Origin of the sequence: Paenibacillus sp. MSJ-34 (genome assembly GCF_018918005.1) — a bacterium.
Lineage (GTDB): Bacteria > Bacillota > Bacilli > Paenibacillales > Paenibacillaceae > MSJ-34.
This window is the reverse complement of record NZ_JAHLPR010000059.1, coordinates 1-24,178: the sequence shown is the minus strand read 5'-3', so window position 1 is coordinate 24,178 and position 24,178 is coordinate 1. Positions and strand designations below refer to the sequence as shown.

The window sequence follows — 24,178 nt, the reverse complement described above, 5'->3', positions numbered from 1 at the left end:
TCCTTTTGTTTATTCTTTTTTTTGGAACGTACGTTCCGAAATGCTTAAAAAAGAAAGACTATAGGTCTGCAATAGTCTTATCCACTAGATTATAGGCTAGATTCTTCTCCTTTTTATATTTGGACATTAAATTAATGCTGTGATTTAAACTTAATAAAGAATATGCAACTAATTCAGAGTTAGTCTCTTGTGAAATTTCTCCTTTCTTTTTTCCTTCTTCAATGACTTGCATAAATACTTTTTCAAGTTCATTAAAATCATTTAGAAGCATTTCTTCTATGGAAGGATCAATATGTCCAATAAGCAGTGAAGAATTAGTTATAATACAACTTTTGGGAATGTCATTTGAATAGCATTTTTCAATATGTTGATAAAAAAAGGATTTAAGAGATGCTTTAGTGCTTATGCCACTAAAAAGCAAATTTCTCTTTTGATAGCCATAGTTTTTATAATGTTCTAAAACCTGTTTAAATAGTTCGTCCTTATCCCCAAAACTATCGTAGAGAGTAGAGCGACTTATTCCCATCGTATCAATGAGATCTGAGATATATGTAGCGTCATAGCCTTTTTCCCAGAATAAATACATAGCCTTATTCAAAGCATGTTCTTTATTAAAATTAATACTTCTCCCCAATTTACAAGACCCCCATTCATATAAATTAGTATAAAGTTTTCGGAACGATAAGTCCAAAAAAATTATTTTATAGATTTGGATGCAAATAAATTAGAAACCCAGCTAATACGACAAATTTCTTATATCATAACGAACAGTGTTCTTGACGAACGATGTTCGTTATGTGGCCTTCGAACATCATTCGTGGAAGAAGCACGGAACCAAGCAGACGTCGGTGGTCAAGGATATGTACCAATCTGCGGACCCGGTCCGCTATCCGCTCATCGCCAATCTGAAGGAGGAGTTGTTCTCGGGAGAGGTGGCGGAGAACGAACGTTTCCGTTGGGGACTTGAAGTGATCTTGAGGGGAATGATGCAGACGCCTATCCCGTAAGCAGGTTTTAACGGGCGATTTGATACGAAAAAAACGGATGAAGCTCTTAGTCGTTCTGCCGGCGAGAACGGGCCGGCTTCATCCTGTCCATCGTCAGATACTCAATCCGCCGCATCGCAATACAAGCTGACGCCGCTTCCCGGCGCCAGCTTGCGCGAAGCATAGCTATTCTACTTCCGTAAGGAGCTTTCCTGTTTCTTCTTCTCTCTACTTAATTCGCTTACTAGCGTCGAGCCCAACAATAAAGCAGCGGAGCTTGATTGTGGAGTTTCATCCCTGTATCATGGATACAAGAAGTCTATGGTGAAGGGGATTTTAATGTGAACGCGAACAAGAAGGAACGTTTAGCGTCTTTTTTTGCAGCTATTCGTGAGCAGGGTATCGTTAATGGTGCGTTTTTGGCGGCTGAGAAGGGGGAAGTGCTTCTGGAAACGGCGGCCGGGTTGGCCGACTTTCGAACCGGCAGACCGTTGACGGCGGACACGATATTTGAATTGGCTTCGTTATCCAAGCCCATTACCGCTTTGGGAATAGCACGTTTGCGGCAAACCGGAAAAGTTGATTTCGACGATCCGGTTGCCAAGTGGATTCCGGAACTTCCGTACCCGGGAATTACGATTCGGCATTTACTGGAACATACATCCGGCCTTCCGGACTACATGGAATTATTGATCGAACATTGGGATCGTTCCGTCATTGCAACAAATCAGGATGTGCTAAATATGCTGGTTAAGCATCAACCCGATCCGGAGTTCCCTCCCAACGAAGGGTGGTCGTACAGTAATACGGGCTACGTTATGCTTGCTATTCTCATGGAACGGATTTCCGGAAAAACATTCGCGGATTATATGAAAGAACAAGTGTTCAGTCCTCTTGGAATGAACAGTACAAGCGTTTACAATCGCCGATGGGAAGGGCGAACGATTCCCAATTATGCCTTCGGTTTTGTGTATAACATGGAAGATTCGGCTTATGTATTGCCGGATACGGTCAAGGAGACGGAATATGTTATTTTTCTGGACGGAATTCAAGGCGATGGCACGGTGAACAGCAATCTGCGCGATTTATTGCGTCTGGACCGGGCTTTATACTCGGATGATTTCCTTGAGGGATCGTTGCGCGATGAATTGTTTGCTCCGGTACGGTTGAACAATGGAGAGACATTTCCATATGGATTGGGTTGGATTGTGGAAGAAAAAGAGGGACTCGGCAAAATCGTCAGCCATACCGGAGGATGGCCAGGCTATGCTACCGTAATGAAGCGTTATCTTGATCAAGATATGACGCTGATTGTTCTGCAAAATGCGGAGAAAGAAATGCGTTACAGCCAACAAGTGATCGATGCGCTGGAACATATTTTATGCGATGAGGATTACGAGATGCCGCAGCCTCCTGTGGAACGCGAAATCGTCCATGTCGAACCTTCGGTGTATGAGCATTATGTCGGTACATATATGCTGAAGAGTGCGGCCGACAATGGAGAAAGCATGCAGGTTGAGGTGACGGTGGAGGACGAACGGCTTTACATACGGCTTGAAAACGGGATTTCTTTACCGCTGCTTCCGCTTAATCAAGCCCGTTTTTTTATCCAGCAAGCGACCGCAGAAGTCGAATTCATTCGCGGAGAAAGCGGTAGTTTTCAGCATTTTATTTGGCATAGTGAAGAAGAAACGATGCAAGCCGATCGACTGCGTGAAAGCCCCCTTGCCGAATAGAAGGAGGGATCTTGGTGAAGTATGCCGGACATCACGTTAATTGCAAATAGTGCTGTATCGCTGCGTATATCGCTTGGGCGATCTCCTTTTGTCCGCGCGCGCCGCACAATTTTTCCCGATCGCTTCTGTTGCTGAGATATCCGGTCTCGACGATGACGGCAGGCTGCTTGACGCGCCGGAGCAAATAGAATGTCTTGCCGTGCTGCACCTGCCTGTTCGTCCCGTACAATCCGTTCAAAGATTGCTGCAACAAGGTGGCAAGTAGAAAACTGCGGCCTTCGTCTTGATGGAGTACAAGCGGTCCGCGATAAGAGGCCCTTCTGCTCCAATTCACATGCAGGCTGACGAACAGCTCTGTCGGCAATTCTTCCGTTAATTGGCGGCGCTGCGCCAAATCGCGGCGATGGCGCGACGGGTTGCGGAGCCACCGGTTCTCGTCGCTGAGCGCGTAATCGCCGGTACGGTTCAGCACCGCCGCGACGCCGTTGCTGCGCAAAATCATGTATAATTTTTTGCCGATTTCCAAATTGATGTCTTTTTCAAGCAAACCTTGATAAGAGGTCCCGCCGTCTACGCCGCCATGTCCGACGTCGATGACGACGACCGGTCTGGCGAAAGATTCGTGGAATCGCTCCGGATCGGCGGCGGCGGCGGTTGCGGACGTACAACAAGCGGACGCGATGACAACCGTAAGCAGAAGTAACCATATGCGTTTCATGAGAACATGTCCCGCCTCCTTGATCATAAACGATCGTTCACTTTTTCTTGCCGGTACATTTGTCGAAACTAGGACGTTTTTATTTTGTCTAGCTCGCGGAAAAACATGCATCGACGTTTATTTTCCGCCTGAAATGCGAACCCTAGAAGTAAACGCGACGTAAGGGGGAAGAGGCATGGCGGTCAAAGGAATCGATGTGGTGAAATTGATGACCGAACGTTTTATCACTTATATGGACACGCCTAAGGAGGTTCGGCGCGAACGCCGCAAAGCGAAAGAACATTGGAGCTCGAGATGGTTCGGCTACATCCCGTTCAGCTTGCAGTTCGCTCGCAGCCGAACGAAGCGGGAACAAGACGAAAACCCCCCTTCTTCATAAACCGATGAAGAACGGGGGTTTTTTGCGCTTGATAAAAATTAATTTTCGTAAAAGCTTCCATAGCGGCTTAAAGTCTCGAACGGGACGTAACGGTTTCCTTCTTGATCGAAGCCGACGTATGTCGTTATGCCGTCCCATATTTGATAGCCGGTTAACGCCACGGGCACGAGATAAGCTTCATCGTACCATTCGGATACGTATGTCATTTTTACATTGTCCGCAAACCAATCCAGCAGCTGCTTCGGATTCGATACGTCAAGCGGTTCATGCGTAATCCATACGATCCGGTAATATGGATCGAAGGCTTCCGCCGCGGAGACGCTTGGCTGAGGCTGCCGCACGCTGCCGGCAATGCCTGCCGTTGGATCGTTTTGAAACTTGGAAAGTTGTGCACGCCATTCGTCATCGCCGATCGTCAAAATTTGTCCCGTTTTCGCATCGACATACCGGTTTGGTTCGCCGGAAATGCCAACTTTCCAAACGGCAAGCATCGGATGAATATAATATCTGTCGATGGAGATACGATCCCATTGTTCGAACTGCTCCGGCAGGACGGATGAAGGAATAAGTTCATGCTGCACTAACGAAGAGTACAGCGTGTTCATACTGAATAAAGATTGGCTTCCGGTACCGTATTCGGATAGGATCGGTTCGCCGGTTTCCGTTGCGCTGACGACGAGATAGCCGACATCCTCCGCGCCTTTCGTCAAGAGAACCAGCCAGCCGTGCATCCCGGGACCGAGCGGATACACTTGATATTCCGCCTGCTTCCAGGCGGCAAACTCTTCATGTTCCGCCAGCCGCCCGATCCAGTCGGAGATTCGTTGATTGAGCGTTGCGCCGTCCGTGGATAAACCGGGTTCGGCGATCGCGCCCATGCGCCCGCTTTCGGCGGCATGCGAGACGGACGGATGACCTTGGCCCGATGACATAAGCCCGGCCAGCAGCAATGCGCCGGCCAGCGCGATGATCGTTTTTCGCAATTTCATCACCTGCCTATATGGAAGTTGGAACTGCATATCTTTCTATTTTGCTTTCTATTTTCATTGTAAAGGACAAGCCTTTCAAAGTTTGTTAGAACATGTCGCTGCCGATCCCCGGCGCCACGTTCTATTTTTGCATCCTTTTAGCGAGAATCGTCTGAATCACGCCGGCAGGTGAAAGATTCCGCAATTTATGACGGATACGGCGATGCGAGGCTCATATTGCCACGTGATTTCCTTCTTGCGGTTCGCATATTGCTCTTCGATTTCCTTTTTCTTCGCTTCTTCCGGCGTTTTCAGCTGTTCTTCGTAGAAATAATCGATTCGCGCAATTTCGTCCTGCAGCCGCTTGCGGGCCTCCTCCGCCCAAGCCGTGTCGTATGTTTTCAGTTTTTTTTCCAGCTTCTGCTCAATGAGGGTTCTCGCCCGGTTTAGCGTAATGGCATTCGGAGCAACGTGAACATTGGCGGGCAGCTTCGGCGACATTTTTCGTCCGGACAGCCGCTCGTGAAACTGCTCCGCGATTTCGCCCGTCGCAAGGGAAATGCCGTAGGAATGAATCTCTTCCCGCTTCATATCGCATGCGAATTCCACCTTCACGTTCAGACCGAGCCAGGTGTGATACGGCATCGAAGAGGCCGCCTTCTTATGATCCGAATTCGGTTGTTCGAACAAATATACGTAGGAGCCGCCCGCTTTCGCCGCTTCGAAAAATTGATCCAATTTCCGGCAGCCGTAGGTGATTTCCTCGCGCGGAATGCGCTGTACGCCCGGGCCCGGCAGCGGTGCGGGCGGCACGTCTTTATGTTCCGGATCGAAAATGAACATGATCCGCATCGTCTCCGGCTCCACCCCTGTCTGATCGACATATCCCCAATAATAGGGCCGGTTCGTCAAGCTCCGATCCGCTTGCGGCGATAATTTGACCATGGCATGGGCGGGGGACTTCTCGATAAAGTGGCAGCCCGTCGCTTCCAAATAGCGCATTACGTATTGCTGCACTTGCTTTTGTGTCATCGGCATCGCTAGCGGGCCTCCCTCGATTGTCCGACCGACGTTACGATTTGATTTAGCGATTGCCCGAGCGAATCGACTTGGGCTCGAAGCTCATCGTCGGAGTTCGACTCAAGCATCATTTTGTAGAGACGCTTCTCAAGCGAATCGTCCTGTTCGAAACGTTCGAGAATGACGTCCAATTCGCCGATTACCAATTCAAACATATTGATTTTTTCATGCAGCAGGTTTAGAATATGTTCTTCGATGGTCCCGAGCGTGGAAAGATTGTATATTTTAACGTCATTCGTTTGCCCCAGCCGGTGAACGCGCCCGATCCGTTGTTCGACCCGCATCGGGTTCCACGGCAGATCGAAATTGATCATATGATGGCAAAATTGCAGATTAATCCCTTCCCCGCCCGCTTCGGTAGCGATCATGACTTGCGCGCGGCCGCGGAACAGGTCCATCATCCAGTCTTTCTTGCCGCGGTTCATGCCTCCGCTGTAGGGAACGGCAATCATATTCTGACTGCGGAAAAATTGCAGCAAATAATCTTGCGTAGCCCGATATTCGGTGAAGATGATCACCTTCTCGTTCATTTCGCGAACAAGCTCGAGCGCCTTTTCCGCTTTCGTGTTTGCCTTGATGTCTTTAATTTTATGAATAAGGCTCCATATTTTGGCATGGACGGGGGAGTCTTCGGCCATGCGCTTTGACAAATTATGCAGCGTTAGAAATACCGCGTTGCGGCTGCTGCATACTTCGCGCTGCAGCGTCAAGAGCGACAACATATTCGCCAAATCGCCGCCCGATTCGCGATACCTTTCCTTGACGAACTGGGTAACGCCGTCGTATAGCGATTGTTCTTCGGGGGACAGCGTTAGCGGAACGTTCTTGACATAGCGCTTCGTAAATCCGATATTGCCGTCGCTGCGGCGGTTGCGGATCATAACCTTCGAAAGCTCGCGCTGCAATTGCTCTTCGTTCTTCGGCATCCGTTTGTCCACGACGAAATTCGCGACAAATTCGCCTTGTCCGCCAAGCTGTCCCGGTTTCAGCAGCGTAATCAAATTATATAGTTCGTCGAGATCGTTCTGCACCGGCGTAGCGGTAAGAAGCAGGCAATACTTTTTATGCAATTGATTAATAAACTGGTAATTGGTCGTCTTTTTGTTTTTCAATTTATGGGCTTCGTCGACGATCAGCATGTCATATTCTTTGGATAGCAGCAGTTGCTTATGGGGATCGCGTTTTGCCGTATCCATCGAAGCGACGACGACGTCGTAATGCCAAGTATATTCTTTCTTTTGCGCGACGGCCGCGATGCCGAACTTCTGGTTCAATTCGCGCACCCATTGCAGCACGAGCGAAGCGGGGACGAGAATAAGCGCTTTGCGCACCAGTCCGCGCACCATGTATTCTTTTAAGATAAGCCCGGCCTCAATCGTTTTGCCTAAGCCGACCTCATCGGCAAGAATCGCCCTGCCCCGCATTTCGTGCAGCACTTTCACCGCGGTCTCGATCTGGTGGCGCATCGGCTGCAGATGGGCCAGATAAGACAAACATTGCAATTCGTCAAAGCTTGTAACGAGCTTCGCTTGCTCGGCTTCGTAGGCGAGTTTGTATAACGTCCAGTCATCCCAGGGACCGTTCTTGTTCATGCGTTGTTCTAGCTCGGCGAACCATCCGCGATTGTGCTGAATTTCGACAGGCCGCGCATGTTCCGAATATTCGGTAAGACGCATGGCGTACACCTCCAAAGTCCGTTTTACGCTAGTATGGACGAAAAACGGCCGCTTCATAACCGAATGCGCCGGGAGATCGGTCTCCATACATGTTATTTTCATGTAAATTTTTCAAAATCGTTTCATATTTTAAAGGCTAAAGAGGGCGAAAAAGAGAGATCGTAGGAGCAAAAAGAAGCTTGGTCAAAATAGTATCGCTTTCTTGTCTTAATTTACAGTTTTGTACTATAGAAAATACAATATGTAGTATAGTATAATGATTAAAGCACACAATATATTGTGAATCCTACATAATATAATGGTAGAAGTTTTCGCAATGATTGATCCGTTTTACTGGATTTGCAGCGAGGAGCGCCGCTACACCAAAATTATAGGAGGTTGTTTTTGTTGAAAACGATGCAGAAACAGCGGTTGGAAGGATTAAGCGAAAAAATATTTCTAGATCGTTACGCATGGAAGGATGCGGATACGAACAATACGAAAGTCGGCGACGTCGTACTTGTATTGACGAAAGACGATCCGAAATTTCCGGCAAAAGAAGTCGGGGAAGTTGTGAAAAGGGAAGGACGCAATGTAACAGTGAAGCTGCGCAGCGGCGAAACGGTCGAATCGACCGTCGAGAAGTTGACGCTGACGATTGAGAAGACGCCGGAACAGATGTGGGATCGACTCGCCGCGGCGATGGCATCGGTGGAAACGACGCCCGAATTGCAGCAAACATGGACCGAGCGGTTCAGATATATTCTTGACGATTGGAAATTGGTGCCTGGCGGCCGGATCGCGGCCGGAGCGGGAGCGAGCGAAGAGTTGACGCTGTTCAACTGCTACGTCATTCCTTCGCCGAAGGACAGCCGCGGCGGCATTATGGATACATTGACGGAAATGACGGAAATTATGGCGCGAGGCGGCGGCGTCGGCATCAACCTGTCTTCGCTGCGGCCGCGCAGATCGATCGTAAAAGGCGTCAACGGCTCATCGAGCGGCGCCGTCAGTTGGGGCGGATTGTTCAGCTACACGACCGGATTGATCGAGCAGGGAGGCAGCCGACGCGGAGCGTTAATGCTCATGATTAACGACTGGCACCCGGATGTGCTCGATTTTATTACGGTGAAGCAGACGATGGGGCAAGTGACGAATGCGAATTTGTCGGTATGCGTCAGCAACGGATTTATGAAAGCCGTCAAGGAAGATTTGGATTGGGAGCTTGTCTTCCCGGATACGACCGACCCGGAATATAACGACATTTGGGACGGCGATTTGGAGAAATGGCGCAAGCAGGGCAAGAAAGTCAATCATTATCGTACGGTCAAAGCCCGCGACGTATGGCATACGATTATCGAATCCGCATGGAAATCGGCGGAGCCCGGCGTCGTCTTTATGGAATATTACAATCAAATGTCGAACAGCTGGTATTTTAATCCGATCATTTGTACGAATCCTTGCGGCGAACAGGGCTTGCCGGGATGGGGCGTTTGCAATTTGTCCGCGATGAATTTATCGAAGTTCTACGATGAAGAACGCCACGATGTCGCATGGGACGAACTCGCGACGGTCACGCGGTATTCGGTTCGTTTCCTCGACAACGTCATTGACAAGACGCCGTATCATTTCGAGGAGAATAGAGAGAATCAACAAACCGAGCGCCGCGTCGGACTCGGTACGATGGGTCTCGCCGAATTGATGATTAAATTGGGCGTCCGGTACGGCAGCCCGGAATCGCTTGAATTTCTCGACCGCCTATATGGATTTATCGCGAAAGAAGCTTATTTGGCGTCTTCGGAAATTGCGGCGGAGAAAGGATCGTTTAAAGCGTTCGAACTGGAACCGTTTATGCAGAGCGGATTTATGAAAAATATCGTTGCGGCGTATCCCGAAGTAGGCGCGTCGATCGAGAACAACGGGATGCGCAACGTTACCGTCATTACGCAAGCTCCCACGGGAAGCACGGGGACGATGGTCGGCACATCGACCGGAATTGAGCCCTATTTCGCGTTCAAATATTACCGGCAAAGCCGGCTCGGCTTCGACGAGCAGTTTGTGCCGATCGCGCAGCAATGGATGGACGCGCATCCGGGCGAAGAACTGCCGGATCATTTCGTGACGGCGATGGATTTGTCGGCCGAGGATCATATTCGGGTGCAGGCGGCGATTCAACGTTGGGTCGATAGTTCGATCTCGAAAACGGCGAATTGCCCGGCGGACTTTACGGTGGAAGAAACGAAACGATTGTATGAACTCGCCTTCGATCTCGGCTGCAAAGGCGTTACGATATACCGCGACGGCAGCCGCGACGTGCAGGTGCTCAGTACGGAGAAGAAAGACGAGGAGAAGTCGAATGCGGCCGCGGCATCGGAGGCAGGCGCGAACGGGGAAGCGGAAGCGCAGTCGATGGACGCGCTGAACGAGTCGCTGGCTGTGAACGTGGAACCGCCAGCGAAAGAAGTGTTCGACAAGCAATACAAGCGCCGCCCGCAAGTGCTGCGCGGAGCGACGTACAAAATCAATACCCCGTTCGGAATGGCATATATTACGATTAACGATTTGGACGGCGTACCGAGCGAAATATTCCTGAACGTCGGCAAAGCGGGCTCGGACGTATTCGCGATGGCGGAAGCATTGGGCCGGGTATGTTCCTTATTCCTCCGCTACGGCGATCATGGCCATAAGGTGGAACTGCTGATCAAGCATTTGAAAGGAATTGGCGGTTCGGGCGCGATCGGCTTCGGAGCCAACCGCGTCGAATCGATAGCCGATGCGGTCGCGAAAGCGTTGGAAACTCATGCGCAGCATGCCGATGAGCATGCGGCGGCGTCGGAGACGGCTCCGATCGCGGCGGCCATTGCGCCCGAGGTGCAAGCGCCATTCTCCGCGAAAGGCGCACCGACTTCGCGCGACCTATGCCCGTCCTGCGGCAGCGCTTCGCTGCTGAACGTCGAAGGCTGCAAAACATGCGCCAATTGCGGGTATAGCCGTTGTAATTAAGATTAGTTAATCGGTTGAACAATAAATACGCTAGCCCAAAGGCCGTTGAACAAGGCACATCCTTGGTCGACGGCCTCTTTGATTTTAACGTTAGAGTATGATGACAAGGTTGCGTGAATATTGTCGCTAATTGGAATCATTTCCAAGGAGAATAGCGAGACAGCATTCCATATGTTGACCAAATTATTCCCCGCAGATCTCCATTCCCTCAACATTGGCGCGTTAGATTTGGCCAAAATATTATTTATTATTGGTTGCATTGGATATTCATTTGGAGCGGCATAAAACGGTACTCCGAGATACGTGGAGTAGACGAGGGCCGTGCCATCGGCGTTGAGCTTCGTCACGAACGCATCTCTCTGTCCCTGAAGAGTAATTTGGAACGCGCCGGGGGTCGTCGGAAAATCGTCGGCTAACGTCTCCCCTGTCACATAAGCGCTGCCTGACGCATCCACGGCAATGCTGAATCCGGTGTTATCAAATTGGCCTCCAAGCAAGGTAGAGTAGATGAAAGCCGTTCCGGAGGCGTTCAGTTTCGATACGAACGCTTTAGATCCAGCGGTTAATACGGTATCAAAAGCGCCTGGTGTCGTCGGAAAATCGGTGGCGTTGGTAGTCCCTGTCACATAGGCATTGCCGGAACCGTCCGTGGCGACGCTATGACCAAAATTAAAACCGTCCACTCCGCCAAGAAAGGTGGAGTAGATCAGAGCGGTACCGTCAGCATTCAGCTTTGCAACGAAGGCATCCGGGCTCACCTCCAAAAATCACGGTGCGCAAAGCTCCGGGCGTCGTTGGAAAATTGGGGGACGTTGTAAATCCCGTAATGATGGCGTTGCCGAATGGATCTACGGCAATCGCGCTGCCCTCATCGTCACCGCTTCCTCCGATAAAGGTGGAATAGATAAGAAAAGACCCCGTCGGATCGAGCTTGGCCGCGATGACATCCCGGTCGCCGGCAAACACCGGTTGAAAGCGCCCGGCGTAACGGGGAAAGAGGGACCGGAGGTCCCGGCCACGTAGGCGTGTCCGGACGCATCCACCGCAATGGCTGCAGTATCCGTCGATGCTGAAGTGCTGCCAAGATAGGTAGAGTACGCGATCGACGGATCAATAACCACGCCATAATCAGGATGATAACCATGTCCGACTTCGAAACCATAGACAAGTTCTCCATGAGCATTTTGCTTGACGACAAAGCGGCTTTCCACAACGACCTTCTTGCCGTCAATCTCTTGATAACTGACCGGGCGCTCCTCAATCAAGATCCCATATGGAGTATGGATAAGGAGATTCCCTTCCTCATCCAGGGACAACCGTTCCGCGCCGCGGTAAGCGAACTGAATATCGTCCAGCCTCGCGCCGGGCTGAACCGTCACATCATATTTCAGCTTCCCGTCCTCTCCATAGAAGATCAGATCGACGCCCGGCCACAGCTCCCGATAGACGACCTCTAGAGGCCGGTATGCCACTTCTCCGGATCGTTACCGACCAGGAAGTTGACTTTCTCCAAGCTCTGGCGGCGGCCCTCGATCTGCACCCCGGCGTTCGCGCCAAGAAACTGCAAGAACAACGCCAGCCCTTCTTGCTCCTCGTCGCTCATGGGTTGTTTGACGACAACCAATTGGTACATAATTTGAAAGGCAACATTAAATTGGGACTGTCGAAGAAGGGACAATTCGAACTGGTCATAGCCTAGCCTGAACGGCGTGAAATAAAAAAACTCCATCCGAAGAACCCTGAAATCGATATTTAAGTCGCTACCTTCGTCCTGCAACGACTAAGAATCTTTCGGAGAAAATAGGAAGTCATCATTGTCAATCGCCGTCTTGGCATGTTTCGTCCAGAACCGCGGAGAATGTTCATTGAACAACTGTTTATATTGCGGATTAACGATATGGGAAGTAACATGGGCATACGGCGCCACAATGCAAACCATCGCTTTGTGGCGGCAAACCCGGTAGATATCTTCCATGACGGCATGAAGATCGTCTACGTACTGCAAACTATGGGAAGCCATTACAAAATCAACCGAGTTATCTTCGAGCGGGAGCCGCCGGTTGAAGTCATGTACAATATCCGTATTAGGGTAAGCGATCCGATCGATTCCAATGCAGTCTCTAAATTTATTATTCCCGCAGCCCAAATCAATTCTCATCTGCCAATCAACCTCCGACTCGAATCACTCTTCTACATCATATTCTCTCGAGACAAGATGTATATGCGTTTGTCTTTAGTCAAGCATCCCTCCCGTTTTTCGCCCGCTCGGTTCGAAACGGAATACATTGCCATTTGTTTGAACATAATATAATCGTTCCGGGACCGGAATTCATAGTTCATTGTTGAGGATGGTTGACATGAGTCAGGCAAAACATAGCATCACCAACATTCAGGCCATATTCATTATGCTCCTTTCCGCGGGCATGTTTAATCATGTCATTTTGATCCCTATGCTGATCCAGACTTCCGGCAGAGACGGATGGTTGAGCATTATCATGGCGCTCTTCCTTTGTCTCCTCTGGCTGCCGATCGTCTATTGGATCATGAAGAAGAAGGGGAACACTCCGCTGTTTCCATGGATGAAGCAGGCGGCGGGTTCGGCGATCGCCTGGATCGTGACGCTCGTCATTTATTGTTACCTTCTATCGATCGCATACGTGACCTTATACGATACTAGCATGTGGACCAACGCCACGTATTTGCCGAGAACCCCGTTTTTTATCGTAGCATTGACTTTAGTCGTTTTATGCATGCTGTGCGCCTTGGCGGGCTTGCGTTCGATTGCGATTTGCTCGGGTATTCTGCTGCCGTTTGTCGTCATATTCGGATATTTTGTCATGAGCGCCAACTTCCAGTATAAAGATTACACTTTACTGCGGCCCGTATTAGAACATGGCATCGTTCCCGCCATCCACGGCACATTGTACGTTGGCGGCGGATTTATCGAATTGTTAATGCTTGCCTTTATGCAGCATCATTTCTCCTCGAAACGTATGGGATTTGTAACGATTGCGATCCTGGCCGTCATGTTGGCCGGCTTGACGATCGGACCGTATCTCGGATCCATCGCCGCATTCGGCCCGATCGAAAGCGCGCGGCAGCGTTACCCCGCATTCGAACAGTGGCGGCTCGTCATGGTTGGCAAATATATTGAACATGTCGATTTTCTTTCGATCTATCAATGGTTGTCGGGATCCTTTATTCGAATTTCGCTCGCCATTTTCCTTGCCTGCGATCTTATGCCGCTGCGAAAGCCCAGGCTCAAAAAGGCGTTTTGCCTGATTACGGCGCTGCTCGTATTTTCGCTTGCCATGCTTCAAATCAGCGATATCGATTTTCAGCGATTGTTGTTGCGAATATACTTTCCTGTCGTTATACCCGTTATGGTCGCCGTATCCATTATTTTGTGGGTAGTCGCCTTACTGAATCACCGCAAATGGGGGAATGCGCAGTGAACTTGCAATTGGACGAGATGAAGCGGTATTTTGCAAGCTGTGCGGATGTGAAATTTGAGTCGTATCGCTACCGCACTCGCGAACGTACGGTATCCTTGACCTTAATCTGGTGCGAAGGAATGGCGAATGTCAAGCTCATTTCCCAAACCGTACTGCCGAATCTAGACAAAATGGTTAGAAGATCGGGAACGGCTTTCGAACCGGACGACTACAAAATCCTTCCGTTCGCGCCGCTCTCCGATCATGACCCGAAGGCGCTCGCCTCCAAAGTGTTCAACGGGGAGCTTGTCGTTTGGCACGAAGAAACGAATAAAGCGTATTCGCTGGATATCGCGGAGCCGCCTCATCGCGAACCGGATGAATCGAATACCGAAATTTCGATTAAAGGGCCGAGGGACGGCTTTACGGAAGAAGTCGGAACGAATGTGGCGTTAATACGGAAAAGATTGCGAACCGAATCGCTGCATTACGAACAATTCATGATCGGCAAACGCAGCAAAACGAAAGTCGCGTTATTGTATCTTTACGATGTCGCCAATCCGGATATCATTCGGGAAGCCCGGCATCGGCTGAATGGCATTGATATCGATTCGTTGACAAGCAGCGCCCAACTGGAAACGGCGATGAGCGATTCGTCTTATTCTCTCTTCCCGCTTGTGGATTACATCGGCAGGCCCGATTATGCGGTGGAAAGCCTGGTTCGCGGACGATTTATCATTTTTACGGAAGGATCGCCCATGGCCCTGATCGCTCCAGGCAACCTTACTCTGATGTTGAAATCGCCGGAGGATAGCCATTTTCCGTACTATTTCGTGTTTCTGGAACGGTTTCTCCGCCTTTTGGGGCTTATTGTGGCTATTTTCGTGCCGGGCTTTTGGGTGGCGCTCGTCGCCTTTAACCTGGATCAAATTCCGTTTCCGTTGCTGGCGACGATCACCAATTCCCGATTGGGCATTCCGCTGTCGGCTCCGATGGAGATGTTTTTGATGCTCGGCTTATTCGAGTTGTTCCGGGAAGCCGGCATACGGCTGCCGAGAGCGGTCGGCCAAACCGTCGCAGTCGTCGGCGGCTTGATTGTGGGCGACGCCGCTATTCGGGCGGGGATCGGCTCCCCGACGATGCTGGTTGCCGCCGCGGTGACGGCCGTGGCGACGTTTACGCTCGTTAATCAATCGTTAAGCGGAACCGTTAGCGTACTGCGCCTTTATGTGCTGATTCTTTCGTCCGTATTCGGCATGTACGGATTTTTTCTAGGAGTGATGTCTATCGTTTTATACGTATCCACCCTGGAATCGTTTGGACATCCGCTTCTTGCGCCGATCTCGCCTCCGAAATTCGGCGAAATCCTCAAAGCGCTCTTTGCCAAACCGCTTAACAAAATGACGAAGCGCCCGACTATGTACGACCCGATTGACGACACGCGCACAGGAGGTGAATCGCAATGATCCGAAGAACCGTTTCGGTCCTTTGCTGCGTTTCCATGCTTGCCGTACTGCTGTCCGGCTGTTGGGATATTAAGGATATACAGGAGAACGCCTACCTAACGGCACTGGGTATCGATTTCGTCGACGGCAAATATGTAGTCTACGTCCAGTCGTTGGATTTTTCCAATGTAGCGAAACAGGAAGTGGGAAAACCGAGAGGGAAAGCGCCGATTTGGGTCGGCAAAGGGGTCGGAAGCACGCTCGGCTTGGCGTTTTATGACGTATTAAGTGCGTCTCAATTGAAAATCGTATGGGAACATATTACCGCCATCGTATTTAGCGACAACATTATGAAGCAAGATATAGTGAGTTTGCTTGACAGCATCCTTCGCTACCGCGAAATGCGCAACACGTTATGGGTGTTCGGCACGAAGGAGCCGATCGACCGAATTTTCTCGGTATCGCCGATTTTTGACATGTCGCCGATGCTGACGCTGCTTCATGAGCCTAACGAGGTCTATTCGCAACGTTCGTACATTCCTTCCGTCAGGCTGCAGCAATTTATCGCCCTGTTGCGTGAACCCGGAATGACGGTGCTCGTTCCGTCCATTAAGATTAACAAGGAAAGTTGGGAGAAAGACCTTCAGGCCACCCCTCAGTTGCAAATTAACGGCTTATACGCCATTTACAACCGGAGACAGTCAGGCTGGTTTCCCGAAGAACGGCTGCGCGGTTATCGTTGGATGAGCCGGAAAACAGTGGAAGCCCCGTTATATATCCAGAAGGGCAACGCGCCTCAAATCGTTTTGACGCTCGGTCGTCCGAAGCAAGAAGTGAAGGTTGCGACGAAAGACGGAAAACCTCGTTTCAACATCAAAATTAACATACAAGGGGAAGTCGAAGAACTGTTGCGCAAGATGTCCGAAGCGGAAGCGGAACGAATGGCGGAAGAGGAAATCCGCAAGCATGTACTGCAAACCTATTCCTTCGCGCTTCATTCGAATACGGACATTTATTCGTTGCGGCATACGTTATATCGGACGGCGAATGCGCAATGGAAAAAGTACGGGAAGGAATTGCGGCTCGATGACAATTCGATCGACATCGATGTGAAAGTAAAGATTAAGCATGCGGGAATCCAGAAGCTGTAGATGTTGGATGCGCCGAACCCATTTTTTTCGCTGTTGACGGTTAATGAACCAGGGAAAGTATGGTATCATTTAGAGTGCCATTTTATTCCTTGCTTAACGCCATCATTGCTTTTGAATAGCGGCGTTTTTACATACATCAACGCATAGACGGGACGGTGATAAAAGTGCAATACGCTTATTTATTCCGGATTCTGGTTGCAGGCATTTGCGGCGCGTTAATTGGGTATGAACGCAAAAGCAGGATGAAGGAAGCGGGGATTCGAACTCATTTAATTGTAGCGATCGGCTCGGCGTTAATGATGGTGATTTCCAAATACGGCTTTCAGGATCAGGCAAGCTGGACCGGCGTCGGTCTCGATCCTTCCCGTGTCGCCGCGCAAGTTGTAAGCGGAATCGGATTTTTGGGCGCGGGCATGATTTTTATGCAAAAGCAAACGATCAAAGGCTTGACGACGGCAGCGGGCGTATGGGCGACTTCGGGCATCGGCATGACAATCGGCGCCGGTCTCTATTGGGTCGGGTTGGGCGTTACCCTTATGATTCTGATCGCGCAAAAAGTGCTTCACAGCGGATTTCACTGGCTGGCTACTCCGAAGACCGAGCAAATCCATATTCGAATCGACGATACGCCGGGCGTCCTCGATGAAATTCAAACTGCGCTGAAAGAAAAGCATATTATCATTCTTCATTTCCAAGCGGAACGAAACGCGGGGGATATGAGCGAGCTCGAGCTTGAGCTTACGGTGAAGCTGCCGGCCCAATGTAATACGGAACAGCTATTTTCGATTATCCAAGCCATACCGGCCATCAAAGCGTTTGAAGTGCAGTAAACAAGAAGAAGCCTCCGATTCGGCGACAATGCCGAAGGAGGCTTTCTTTTGTATTCCGTACGCTTATATCTGGATCAACAATAAAATAATCGAAGATAAACAAAGACAAGTGCTGACCAAGCATAGGAACATGACGACTTGCTTATGATTCAGCCCCGCGCGCAGCAGACGGTAATGCGCTTGGCTCGCGTCCGCTTGGTAGATCGATTTCCCTTGCAAGAAGCGCCTTACGACGACGAAGATATTATCGAAAATCGGCACGCCGAGCGCCAAAATCGGAATAAACAACGACAATACGGTAGCCTGCTTGAAGGCGCCGTCCAGCGCGATCACGGCCAGAATAAATCCGATGAACGTCGCGCCCGCGTCTCCCATAAAGATTTTGGCGGGAGGTTTGTTGTAACGCAAATACGCGACGGTCGCGCCGACCAGCGTAATCGCCAGCATCGCCGGAATCGTTTGGCCTTTGGCGAGCGCCACGACGAACAGCGTGACGCCGGAAATGGCGGACAATCCGCCGGCCAGACCGTCCATCCCGTCCGAGAAATTAATGACGGTCGTAACGCCGAAAATCCATAAGATCGTAAGAATAAATTGCAGCCAAACCGGCAAGAGCACATATTCGCTTGTAAAAGGATTATAAAATCCGGTAAAAGCGATGCCCGATGCATACACGAGCACGGCTGCGGATACTTGAACGATCAGTTTCGGCAGCGCGGGAAAGTCTTTGCCTTTCGTCTTGTACCAATCGTCGATTGTGCCGATGACGAGGAGCAATATTCCCCCGGCCAAGATCGCGGCGGTTTCCATCGTAAATTGTCTCGCGACCAACAGATAAGTGGCAAAAAATCCGATAAAAATAGCATAACTGGCGGTAAGCGGAATCGGTTCGCGATGGATTTTACGTTCGGAATCCTTCCTGGGCTTGTCTACAAAGTCGATGCGAAATGCCATTTTCCCAAGCGGAGGGATAAGCAAATATACGATCATAAAAGATACTATGAATGCAATGGCAAATAAAATGACAATCACCACCGTTTAAATGATTAGTTGGAAAACTACAGTCCGGAAGGCGCGGCTTCCTGCGACGGAGTTTCGCTTAAGAAGTTTTCGATCTTCGCTTCGGATTTCAGCTTCTCAAACCACGGTTGAAATTGCTTATTGACCTCTTCCGCAAACAACTGGTACCTGATATTTTCTTTCTTGTCTTCGAAATTGGCGGGTTCCGCAGGCTTATAATCGGTTCGCTTAATAATATGGAAGCCGTGGCTGGATTCGACGATGCCGCTGATTTCGCCGTTCTTCAATGCAAACGCGGCTTCTTCGAAAGAGGGAACCATTTCGCCTTTGCCGAAAAAGTCGAGATCTCCGCCTTGATCCTTCGAACCGGGATCTTGCGATTTCTCTTTCGCCAGCTCGGCGAAATCCGCCCCGTTATTCAATTGTTTCAAAATCTCCTCGGCCTCTTCTTTCGTATCTACCAAAATATGCGAAGCGCGCACTTCCTCCGGCGTTCCGTACATATCTTTGTTTTCATCGAAAAATTGTTTGACGCTTTCTTCGGTAATGTTGATATTAGGCTCGAAAATTTTATTGATTTTGACCTGTGCGCGCATGTTTTCTTTCAAGTCTTCCTCGGTCATTCCTTGCTGCGCCAAGATCATATTGAATTGGTCCTCGCTCGGAAACGAGTTTTTGAGATGATTGATTTCCTCGGCAATATCTTGATCCGTCACGGTGACGTTCGCTTGTTTGGCCGCTTGGTCGAGCAGCGTCTCCGAGATGATCTGCTGCAGGGCGGCATCGCCGTTATATTTGGCAAGCGTATCGTATAGCCGATCCTTCGTGATCGCTTCTCCGTTCACTTTCGCCACCACTTCGCTCTTGCCGAACGGATTGGCGACGGCGAAGTAGACGGCCGCAGCGAGCAGCATTGCGGACAGCACCATCCATGGAACGCTCGATCTGCGGGTTCCGGCCGCCGCAACCGCTTCCGCAGGAACGGGAGAAAGGCCGTCATCCGATACCGGTTGATTGTCGTGCCGTTCGATGCCGCCGGCGGTTGCTTGAGCTTCCCGCGCATCTTCGCCGCCGGGCTCCAGCATATCTTCCCCTTGGGGATTTGCGGCTTGCCGCTCGTTTGTATTTCTCTCTTGCGCGTCCTCGTTCTCATTTTGTTCGATAGAATCGTCTTCCGGACGCTTGCCCTGGTCTTTTTCCATGTTTTCCCCTTTCATACAACCCCGATTTGATCTTTTTCAACTTTTTTCCTGCTTTTGCACATTAGCATAACTCTATATTAACGAAATTAAGCCAACTTTAAAAGAACCTTAAAATAAGCTAAAAAATAAAATGTCGATTTATGCCCCGATTCAATGACTTTTCGGAATGATGTAATATAATAGACTTAGATTTCGTCCGCACATTGTTGAAAGGGGTTACAGCGGTGAAAAAGCTACTGTTTGTCTACGTTTTGCTGATCGGGACGTTTCTCATCTATTTATTGAACTATTACGCCAAAGATTCCGCCGGCAATCCTTGGGGCCAGATGGACGCGGGTTTGCGGGGGGAAATCGACGAGAAATATTATTTGGTTACGTTTCAATCCGGAATGGAGTATTGGAAAAGCTGCTTGAAAGGCTTCGAGGATGCGGCCCAGGCGTTGAACGTGTCCGTCGAATACCGCGGGGCGACACAATACGACGTTCACGAAGAGGTAACTGTGCTGGAGCAGATTATTGCGAAAAAACCGGCCGGCATTGCTATTTCGGCCATCCATGCCGATGCGCTGACTACGACGATCGACAAAGCGGTGGATGCGGGAATTCCCGTCGTGCTGTTCGATTCGGGCGCTCCCGGCAGCAAGGCGCTATCTTTCCTGGCGACGAACAATTACAATGCGGGCGAGACGGCGGCACGCACAATGGCCGAATTGCTCGGCGGGCGCGGACAGGTAGCGGTCGTCACTTCGCCCAATCAATTTAACCATATGGAACGGACGCAAGGCTTTCAAGATACGATTGCCAGAGAGTTTCCCGACATGCGGGTCGTCGAGGTAAGGGACGGAAAAGGCGATCAGGTCGTTTCGAAAGAAGCCGCGACCGAAATTATGGCGAGCTATCCGGAACTGGCCGGCATTTTCGCGACGGAAGCGAACGGAGGCGTAGGCGTGGGGGAGGCCGTGCGCTTGCTGCCCGGAACGTCCAAATTGCATATCATTAGTTTCGATACCGACAAGGCGACGCTGGATATGGTGAAGGAAGGGACGATATCCGCGACGATGGCGCAAGGCACCTGGAACATGGGGTATTGGTCGCTGCAATTTCTTTTCCATATGCATCACGGGCTGACGCCTCCGGGCGCGGGCGCGCAATCGGACGTATCTCCGCTGCCGCTTCGCGTGGACACGGGAATCGCCGTCGTAACGAAAGAGAATGTGCAGCATTATTACGCGAAATAACATCCAAGCCGGGGAAATGGGTTGTTGACGATGAAGAAGCTAAACTGGTTTCAGATGAACAACTTGCCGATCCGCTATAAGCTCATTATTCATTTTTTGCTGATCAGCATCTTGCCGTCCATCGGTTTGGGCGTGTTGATCGATTGGACGGCGAGCCACATTATCGAGCGGCAAACGAATGAGAATACGCTGCAACTGATCGGCAAAGTGAACAAGACGCTGGAATCGTATATTGGCAATATGCAGAACATGACGTATTTCATTTCATTCAATTCGGATATTATGCGGTTTATGGAAGGCGACGGCGAACGGGAGCAGGCGGAGCAGGACGATCGTTACGGCATCCGCAAATTTTTGCAAGGCATTACAACGCTTTATCCCGAAGTTGCCGGGATATTAATTACGAATAGCCGGGGGGAATACATCAGCAACGAAATGTACGCGCGCAGCGACAAGAGCCTGACGGAAGAAGCATGGTACCGGGAAGCGGTCGACCATAAAGGAATCTTTACGATCGTCGGCCATCCCGTCGGCAGAAATGTCGCCAATCATGTCAACTACAAAGATACGGAGGTCGTCTCCGTCGTACGGGCGATTCTCGATCCGGATACGCAGGAAGTGAAGGGAGTCGTGCTTGTCGATTTGAAGCTGAGGGTAATCGCCGAAGCGGCGAAGGACGTTCGCTTGGGGAAAAGCGGGTATTTAATGGTGCTCGACGCGCACGGGAACGGCATTTATTCTCCGTCGCAACCGCTTATAGGCGAAATACCGGCCGAGTGGTTGGGCGAGAGCGGCTCGGGCAATTTCTCCAAACAGATCGACGGGAAGCGGCTGCAATTCATTTACCGCAAATCGACGTTTACCGATTGGACGACCGTCGGCGTGTTCTCCGCCGAGGATTCGATTATGGAGGTAAGGGAAATCCGTTTTTATGTGATCAGCTTCGTGTTTATCGTATGTTTGCTCGGCATCGCGGCTTCCTCCTATTTATCATACTCGATGTCCAGGCCGATCGGCCAATTGATGTCTTTCATGCAAAAAGCGGAGTCGGGCGATTTGACGATACGGCATTGGGGAGACCGGACGGACGAGGTAGGCATGCTGGGCCGCAGCTTTAATGCGATGCTGGTGAAGATCAAGCAGCTTCTGTCGTTGACGGAACTGCAGGAACGGCAGAAGAGGGAAGCGGAACTGCGCAGCTTGCAGGCGCATATTAAGCCGCATTTTCTGTACAACACGCTCGACACGATCCATTGGATGGCGCGCAAAAAAGGAGCCGACGATGTGGCCCAAATGGTCGAATCGCTGTCCAAATTGTTCCGCATCGGCTTGAGCAGGGGAAGCGACGTGATCCCGCTCGCCGACGAAATCGAGCATATTCGCAGTTATTTGCAAATTCAGCAAACGAGATATAAAGATAAATTGAACTTTACGCTGAACGTCGCGCCTGGCGTCCAACGCGTTTCCGTGCTGAAGCTCATATTGCAGCCGATCGTGGAGAACGCCATCTATCACGGCATTAAGGAGCGGAGAGGGCCGGGACATATTCTGATCGAGGCCGATGAGCATGACGGCCATCTGATCATCCGCATTGCCGACGATGGCAAAGGGATGCCCGTCGGCCGTTTATTCGCTTTGCGGGAACGGCTGAACGCCTCGTTCGCGGCCGAAGACGAGCCCGGGGAAACGGGGCAAAAGCATGGGTACGGCATGATGAACATTCAGGCGAGATTGAAGCTGACGTTCGGAGAGGCTTACGGTTTATATATCGACAGCGAAACGGATACGGGAACGACGGTCACGATGATACATCCGATCATTCGGGAGCGGGCCGGGCATAAGGAGAGGACAGAGGTGAACGAAGATGGAAGCGATTTGGAAAGTGTTGATCGCCGATGACGAACCGATTATTCGCGAAGGCATACGCGAGGCGGTGGACTGGCCGGCGCTCGGCATGGAAGTGATAGCGGAAGCGGAGGACGGGGAAGAGGCGCTGGAACTGGCGCTTGCGCATGAAGCGCATATTTTGCTCGTCGATCTGAATATGCCGATCATGAACGGCATGACGTTGATGAAGCGGGTTCGGGAGCGGTTGCCCGGAAGCAAAATCGTCATTATTACAGGACATGACGAATTCGCCTATGCGCAGGAGGCGATCCGGCTGCAGGTGGAGGATTATATATTGAAGCCGGCAAATCCCGAACAATTGACGCGCGTTATGGCCCATGTGCGCGGCAGGCTGGAGTCGGAGGCCAAACAAAGCGAATATTTGAAGATGGCGTCCGAACAAATTACGAAAAATTTCTCGCTGATCCGGGAACGGTTTTGTCTCGAATGGATCGAGGGAAACTTGACCGATGCGGAAATCGTGGAACAACTGCAATTTCTCGGTTTGCCGGCTGTTGCGCCCGACATGATTGTCGTCGTTCGTTGGCCGGAGGGGAGCGGCAATCGGGCGGTATGGAAGGAAAGCGACAGGCAATTGTTTCTTTTCGCTATCGAAAATATCGTTGCGGAATTGCTTGCGCCGTACCGGAACGCGATGTTCCGCGACGCGGCGGGCTGGATCGTCGTCAGCCTATGGGGCAAGGCGCCGGAAACGCTATTCGCCGGTATCGAGCAGGCGGTCCGGTCGTACCTCAATATTTCGGTCCAATTGCAGTTTCAAGAAACGAACGGCGGATTAACCGATATTGCGGCCGTGTACCGGGAATGCAAGCAGAACGTCTACCAGGAATCCCGGCTTTCGCCGATCGTCCGCCGCGCATACCGGCATATTCGGGAGTCGTACGCGGACCGGGAATTTTCATTGGAAGCGCTCGCCTGTTCCCTGCAAGTGTCGCCGGTATACTTGAGCCGCATCATCAGGCAGGAGCTCGGAACGTCCTTCGTCAATTTGCTTACGCAGATGCGGATGGAGAAAGCGGTCCGTCTGCTGAACGCCTCCGACCTGCAAATTAACGAAATCGCCGAACTGGTCGGCTACGATACGCAGCATTATTTCAGCACCGCGTTCAAAAAAGCGATCGGCGTCTCGCCCAACCGGTATCGGAGGGGAGCAGCCTTCTGCGACGACGATCCGGAGAAGGCGACGTAATCGGCAGCGGCAGGCGGTGAAATTCAAAGCGAAACGCATAGGCGGAGTACGGCATAGGCTGTCCCGCAAGATCGAACGGATCTTGCGGGGCGGCTTTTTTGCGTGCGGCGTGCCCAGCTAAGCACGCATCTTCTAGCCGGTGAAAGTCCGGTCGCGGGAAGGGCCAAGCCCCCGCGTAGCTAGGATACCTACGTATGGCGAAATCTGTACGTAGAAGCGTATCGACGAAAGTACCT

23 protein-coding genes are annotated in these 24,178 nt (G+C 50.8%); 11 read left to right on the top strand and 12 right to left on the bottom strand.

Annotation, left to right across the window (positions count from 1 at the left end):
* Nucleotides 1-58 precede the first annotated feature (58 nt).
* Nucleotides 59-634, bottom strand: coding sequence for a TetR/AcrR family transcriptional regulator (locus tag KQI79_RS23770; protein WP_216540806.1), 576 nt, complete (start codon nt 632-634; stop codon nt 59-61).
* A gap of 142 nt (nt 635-776) precedes the next feature.
* Between KQI79_RS23770 and KQI79_RS23765 the strand changes: the two genes are divergently transcribed.
* Nucleotides 777-1,007 carry a hypothetical protein gene (locus tag KQI79_RS23765; RefSeq protein ID WP_216540805.1) on the top strand — a complete coding sequence of 77 codons (231 nt, stop codon included), beginning with the start codon at nt 777-779 and terminating at the stop codon, nt 1,005-1,007.
* Nucleotides 1,008-1,327: 320 nt separating this feature from the next.
* Nucleotides 1,328-2,722 carry a serine hydrolase gene (locus tag KQI79_RS23760; RefSeq protein ID WP_216540804.1) on the top strand — a complete coding sequence of 465 codons (1,395 nt, stop codon included), beginning with the start codon at nt 1,328-1,330 and terminating at the stop codon, nt 2,720-2,722.
* A gap of 31 nt (nt 2,723-2,753) precedes the next feature.
* On the opposite strand, the gene KQI79_RS23755 is transcribed toward KQI79_RS23760, so the two are convergent.
* Nucleotides 2,754-3,440 (bottom strand): N-acetylmuramoyl-L-alanine amidase family protein, encoded by a 687-nt coding sequence (locus KQI79_RS23755; RefSeq protein ID WP_216540803.1) that lies wholly within the window; start codon nt 3,438-3,440, stop codon nt 2,754-2,756.
* Nucleotides 3,441-3,615: 175 nt separating this feature from the next.
* Here KQI79_RS23755 and KQI79_RS23750 point away from each other — a divergent pair, with 175 nt between their 5' ends.
* On the top strand, nt 3,616-3,819 hold the full coding sequence (locus KQI79_RS23750; protein WP_216540802.1) for a YqzE family protein: 204 nt from the start codon (nt 3,616-3,618) through the stop codon (nt 3,817-3,819).
* 38 nt (nt 3,820-3,857) lie between these two features.
* Here the strand turns inward: KQI79_RS23750 and KQI79_RS23745 are convergent, their stop codons facing one another.
* From KQI79_RS23745 to KQI79_RS23735, 3 genes are all read right to left on the bottom strand, one after another.
* The gene (locus KQI79_RS23745; RefSeq protein ID WP_216540801.1) at nt 3,858-4,802 is read right to left on the bottom strand and encodes a hypothetical protein; all 945 of its coding nucleotides are present in this window, start codon (nt 4,800-4,802) and stop codon (nt 3,858-3,860) included.
* A gap of 162 nt (nt 4,803-4,964) precedes the next feature.
* Nucleotides 4,965-5,825, bottom strand: a complete 861-nt coding sequence (locus KQI79_RS23740) for a YqhG family protein (RefSeq protein ID WP_216540800.1) — start codon at nt 5,823-5,825, stop codon at nt 4,965-4,967.
* 2 nt (nt 5,826-5,827) lie between these two features.
* On the bottom strand, nt 5,828-7,543 hold the full coding sequence (locus tag KQI79_RS23735; RefSeq protein WP_216540799.1) for a DEAD/DEAH box helicase: 1,716 nt from the start codon (nt 7,541-7,543) through the stop codon (nt 5,828-5,830).
* A 387-nt stretch (nt 7,544-7,930) separates the two neighbouring features.
* Here KQI79_RS23735 and KQI79_RS23730 point away from each other — a divergent pair, with 387 nt between their 5' ends.
* Nucleotides 7,931-10,525 carry an adenosylcobalamin-dependent ribonucleoside-diphosphate reductase gene (locus tag KQI79_RS23730; RefSeq protein ID WP_216540798.1) on the top strand — a complete coding sequence of 865 codons (2,595 nt, stop codon included), beginning with the start codon at nt 7,931-7,933 and terminating at the stop codon, nt 10,523-10,525.
* Nucleotides 10,526-10,527: 2 nt separating this feature from the next.
* Here KQI79_RS23730 and KQI79_RS23725 read toward each other — a convergent pair whose 3' ends face one another.
* The 5 genes from KQI79_RS23725 to KQI79_RS23705 are packed head-to-tail and all read right to left on the bottom strand — an operon-like array spanning nt 10,528 to nt 12,683.
* Nucleotides 10,528-11,283 carry an SBBP repeat-containing protein gene (locus KQI79_RS23725; RefSeq protein WP_216540797.1) on the bottom strand — a complete coding sequence of 252 codons (756 nt, stop codon included), beginning with the start codon at nt 11,281-11,283 and terminating at the stop codon, nt 10,528-10,530.
* Nucleotides 11,246-11,491 carry an SBBP repeat-containing protein gene (locus KQI79_RS28390; RefSeq protein ID WP_216540796.1) on the bottom strand — a complete coding sequence of 82 codons (246 nt, stop codon included), beginning with the start codon at nt 11,489-11,491 and terminating at the stop codon, nt 11,246-11,248. The genes KQI79_RS23725 and KQI79_RS28390 overlap by 38 nt, the downstream gene beginning before the upstream one ends.
* Nucleotides 11,374-11,997 carry a DUF7948 domain-containing protein gene (locus tag KQI79_RS23715; RefSeq protein ID WP_216540795.1) on the bottom strand — a complete coding sequence of 208 codons (624 nt, stop codon included), beginning with the start codon at nt 11,995-11,997 and terminating at the stop codon, nt 11,374-11,376. The genes KQI79_RS28390 and KQI79_RS23715 overlap by 118 nt, the downstream gene beginning before the upstream one ends.
* Entirely contained in the window at nt 11,979-12,254 is a 276-nt protein-coding gene (locus KQI79_RS23710; RefSeq protein ID WP_216540794.1) for a DUF7948 domain-containing protein, read from the bottom strand. The genes KQI79_RS23715 and KQI79_RS23710 overlap by 19 nt, the downstream gene beginning before the upstream one ends.
* Before the next feature lie 51 nt (nt 12,255-12,305).
* Nucleotides 12,306-12,683: a methyltransferase domain-containing protein gene (locus KQI79_RS23705; protein WP_216540793.1), complete on the bottom strand. Its 378-nt coding sequence runs from the start codon at nt 12,681-12,683 to the stop codon at nt 12,306-12,308.
* 199 nt (nt 12,684-12,882) lie between these two features.
* Between KQI79_RS23705 and KQI79_RS23700 the strand changes: the two genes are divergently transcribed.
* The 4 genes from KQI79_RS23700 (at nt 12,883) to KQI79_RS23685 (ending at nt 17,385) form a co-directional block, all read left to right on the top strand.
* The gene (locus tag KQI79_RS23700) at nt 12,883-13,980 is read left to right on the top strand and encodes a GerAB/ArcD/ProY family transporter (RefSeq protein ID WP_216540792.1); all 1,098 of its coding nucleotides are present in this window, start codon (nt 12,883-12,885) and stop codon (nt 13,978-13,980) included.
* Nucleotides 13,977-15,425 carry a spore germination protein gene (locus KQI79_RS23695; RefSeq protein WP_367398237.1) on the top strand — a complete coding sequence of 483 codons (1,449 nt, stop codon included), beginning with the start codon at nt 13,977-13,979 and terminating at the stop codon, nt 15,423-15,425. Before KQI79_RS23700 ends, KQI79_RS23695 begins: the two co-directional genes overlap by 4 nt.
* Nucleotides 15,422-16,555 carry a Ger(x)C family spore germination protein gene (locus KQI79_RS23690; RefSeq protein WP_216540790.1) on the top strand — a complete coding sequence of 378 codons (1,134 nt, stop codon included), beginning with the start codon at nt 15,422-15,424 and terminating at the stop codon, nt 16,553-16,555. The genes KQI79_RS23695 and KQI79_RS23690 overlap by 4 nt, the downstream gene beginning before the upstream one ends.
* 164 nt (nt 16,556-16,719) lie before the next feature.
* Nucleotides 16,720-17,385 carry an MgtC/SapB family protein gene (locus tag KQI79_RS23685; protein ID WP_216540814.1) on the top strand — a complete coding sequence of 222 codons (666 nt, stop codon included), beginning with the start codon at nt 16,720-16,722 and terminating at the stop codon, nt 17,383-17,385.
* 63 nt (nt 17,386-17,448) lie between these two features.
* Here KQI79_RS23685 and KQI79_RS23680 read toward each other — a convergent pair whose 3' ends face one another.
* Nucleotides 17,449-18,375 (bottom strand): MraY family glycosyltransferase, encoded by a 927-nt coding sequence (locus tag KQI79_RS23680; RefSeq protein WP_216540789.1) that lies wholly within the window; start codon nt 18,373-18,375, stop codon nt 17,449-17,451.
* A gap of 68 nt (nt 18,376-18,443) precedes the next feature.
* Nucleotides 18,444-19,607, bottom strand: a complete 1,164-nt coding sequence (locus KQI79_RS23675) for a foldase protein PrsA (RefSeq protein WP_216540788.1) — start codon at nt 19,605-19,607, stop codon at nt 18,444-18,446.
* A 224-nt stretch (nt 19,608-19,831) separates the two neighbouring features.
* Between KQI79_RS23675 and KQI79_RS23670 the strand changes: the two genes are divergently transcribed.
* Genes KQI79_RS23670 through KQI79_RS23660 form a run of 3 tightly spaced genes read left to right on the top strand, consistent with a single transcriptional unit; the run spans nt 19,832 to nt 23,942 of the window.
* The gene (locus tag KQI79_RS23670) at nt 19,832-20,845 is read left to right on the top strand and encodes a substrate-binding domain-containing protein (protein ID WP_216540787.1); all 1,014 of its coding nucleotides are present in this window, start codon (nt 19,832-19,834) and stop codon (nt 20,843-20,845) included.
* Between the two features lie 30 nt (nt 20,846-20,875).
* Nucleotides 20,876-22,744 carry a cache domain-containing sensor histidine kinase gene (locus KQI79_RS23665; protein ID WP_216540786.1) on the top strand — a complete coding sequence of 623 codons (1,869 nt, stop codon included), beginning with the start codon at nt 20,876-20,878 and terminating at the stop codon, nt 22,742-22,744.
* Nucleotides 22,710-23,942, top strand: a complete 1,233-nt coding sequence (locus KQI79_RS23660; RefSeq protein WP_216540785.1) for a response regulator transcription factor — start codon at nt 22,710-22,712, stop codon at nt 23,940-23,942. The genes KQI79_RS23665 and KQI79_RS23660 overlap by 35 nt, the downstream gene beginning before the upstream one ends.
* Nucleotides 23,943-24,178: the final 236 nt, after the last annotated feature.

What these genes read in the sequence shown, in the direction of transcription:
- KQI79_RS23755 (WP_216540803.1), bottom strand. Translation starts at nt 3,440, where the DNA reads ATGAAACGCATATGGTTACTTCTGCTTACGGTTGTCATCGCGTCCGCT.
- KQI79_RS23750 (WP_216540802.1), top strand. Translation starts at nt 3,616, where the DNA reads ATGGCGGTCAAAGGAATCGATGTGGTGAAATTGATGACCGAACGTTTT.
- KQI79_RS23740 (WP_216540800.1), bottom strand. Translation starts at nt 5,825, where the DNA reads ATGCCGATGACACAAAAGCAAGTGCAGCAATACGTAATGCGCTATTTG.
- KQI79_RS23735 (WP_216540799.1), bottom strand. Translation starts at nt 7,543, where the DNA reads ATGCGTCTTACCGAATATTCGGAACATGCGCGGCCTGTCGAAATTCAG.
- KQI79_RS23710 (WP_216540794.1), bottom strand. Translation starts at nt 12,254, where the DNA reads ATGGAGTTTTTTTATTTCACGCCGTTCAGGCTAGGCTATGACCAGTTC.
- KQI79_RS23705 (WP_216540793.1), bottom strand. Translation starts at nt 12,683, where the DNA reads ATGAGAATTGATTTGGGCTGCGGGAATAATAAATTTAGAGACTGCATT.
- KQI79_RS23700 (WP_216540792.1), top strand. Translation starts at nt 12,883, where the DNA reads ATGAGTCAGGCAAAACATAGCATCACCAACATTCAGGCCATATTCATT.
- KQI79_RS23690 (WP_216540790.1), top strand. Translation starts at nt 15,422, where the DNA reads ATGATCCGAAGAACCGTTTCGGTCCTTTGCTGCGTTTCCATGCTTGCC.
- KQI79_RS23680 (WP_216540789.1), bottom strand. Translation starts at nt 18,375, where the DNA reads ATGATCGTATATTTGCTTATCCCTCCGCTTGGGAAAATGGCATTTCGC.
- KQI79_RS23675 (WP_216540788.1), bottom strand. Translation starts at nt 19,607, where the DNA reads ATGGAAAAAGACCAGGGCAAGCGTCCGGAAGACGATTCTATCGAACAA.
- KQI79_RS23665 (WP_216540786.1), top strand. Translation starts at nt 20,876, where the DNA reads ATGAAGAAGCTAAACTGGTTTCAGATGAACAACTTGCCGATCCGCTAT.
- KQI79_RS23660 (WP_216540785.1), top strand. Translation starts at nt 22,710, where the DNA reads ATGGAAGCGATTTGGAAAGTGTTGATCGCCGATGACGAACCGATTATT.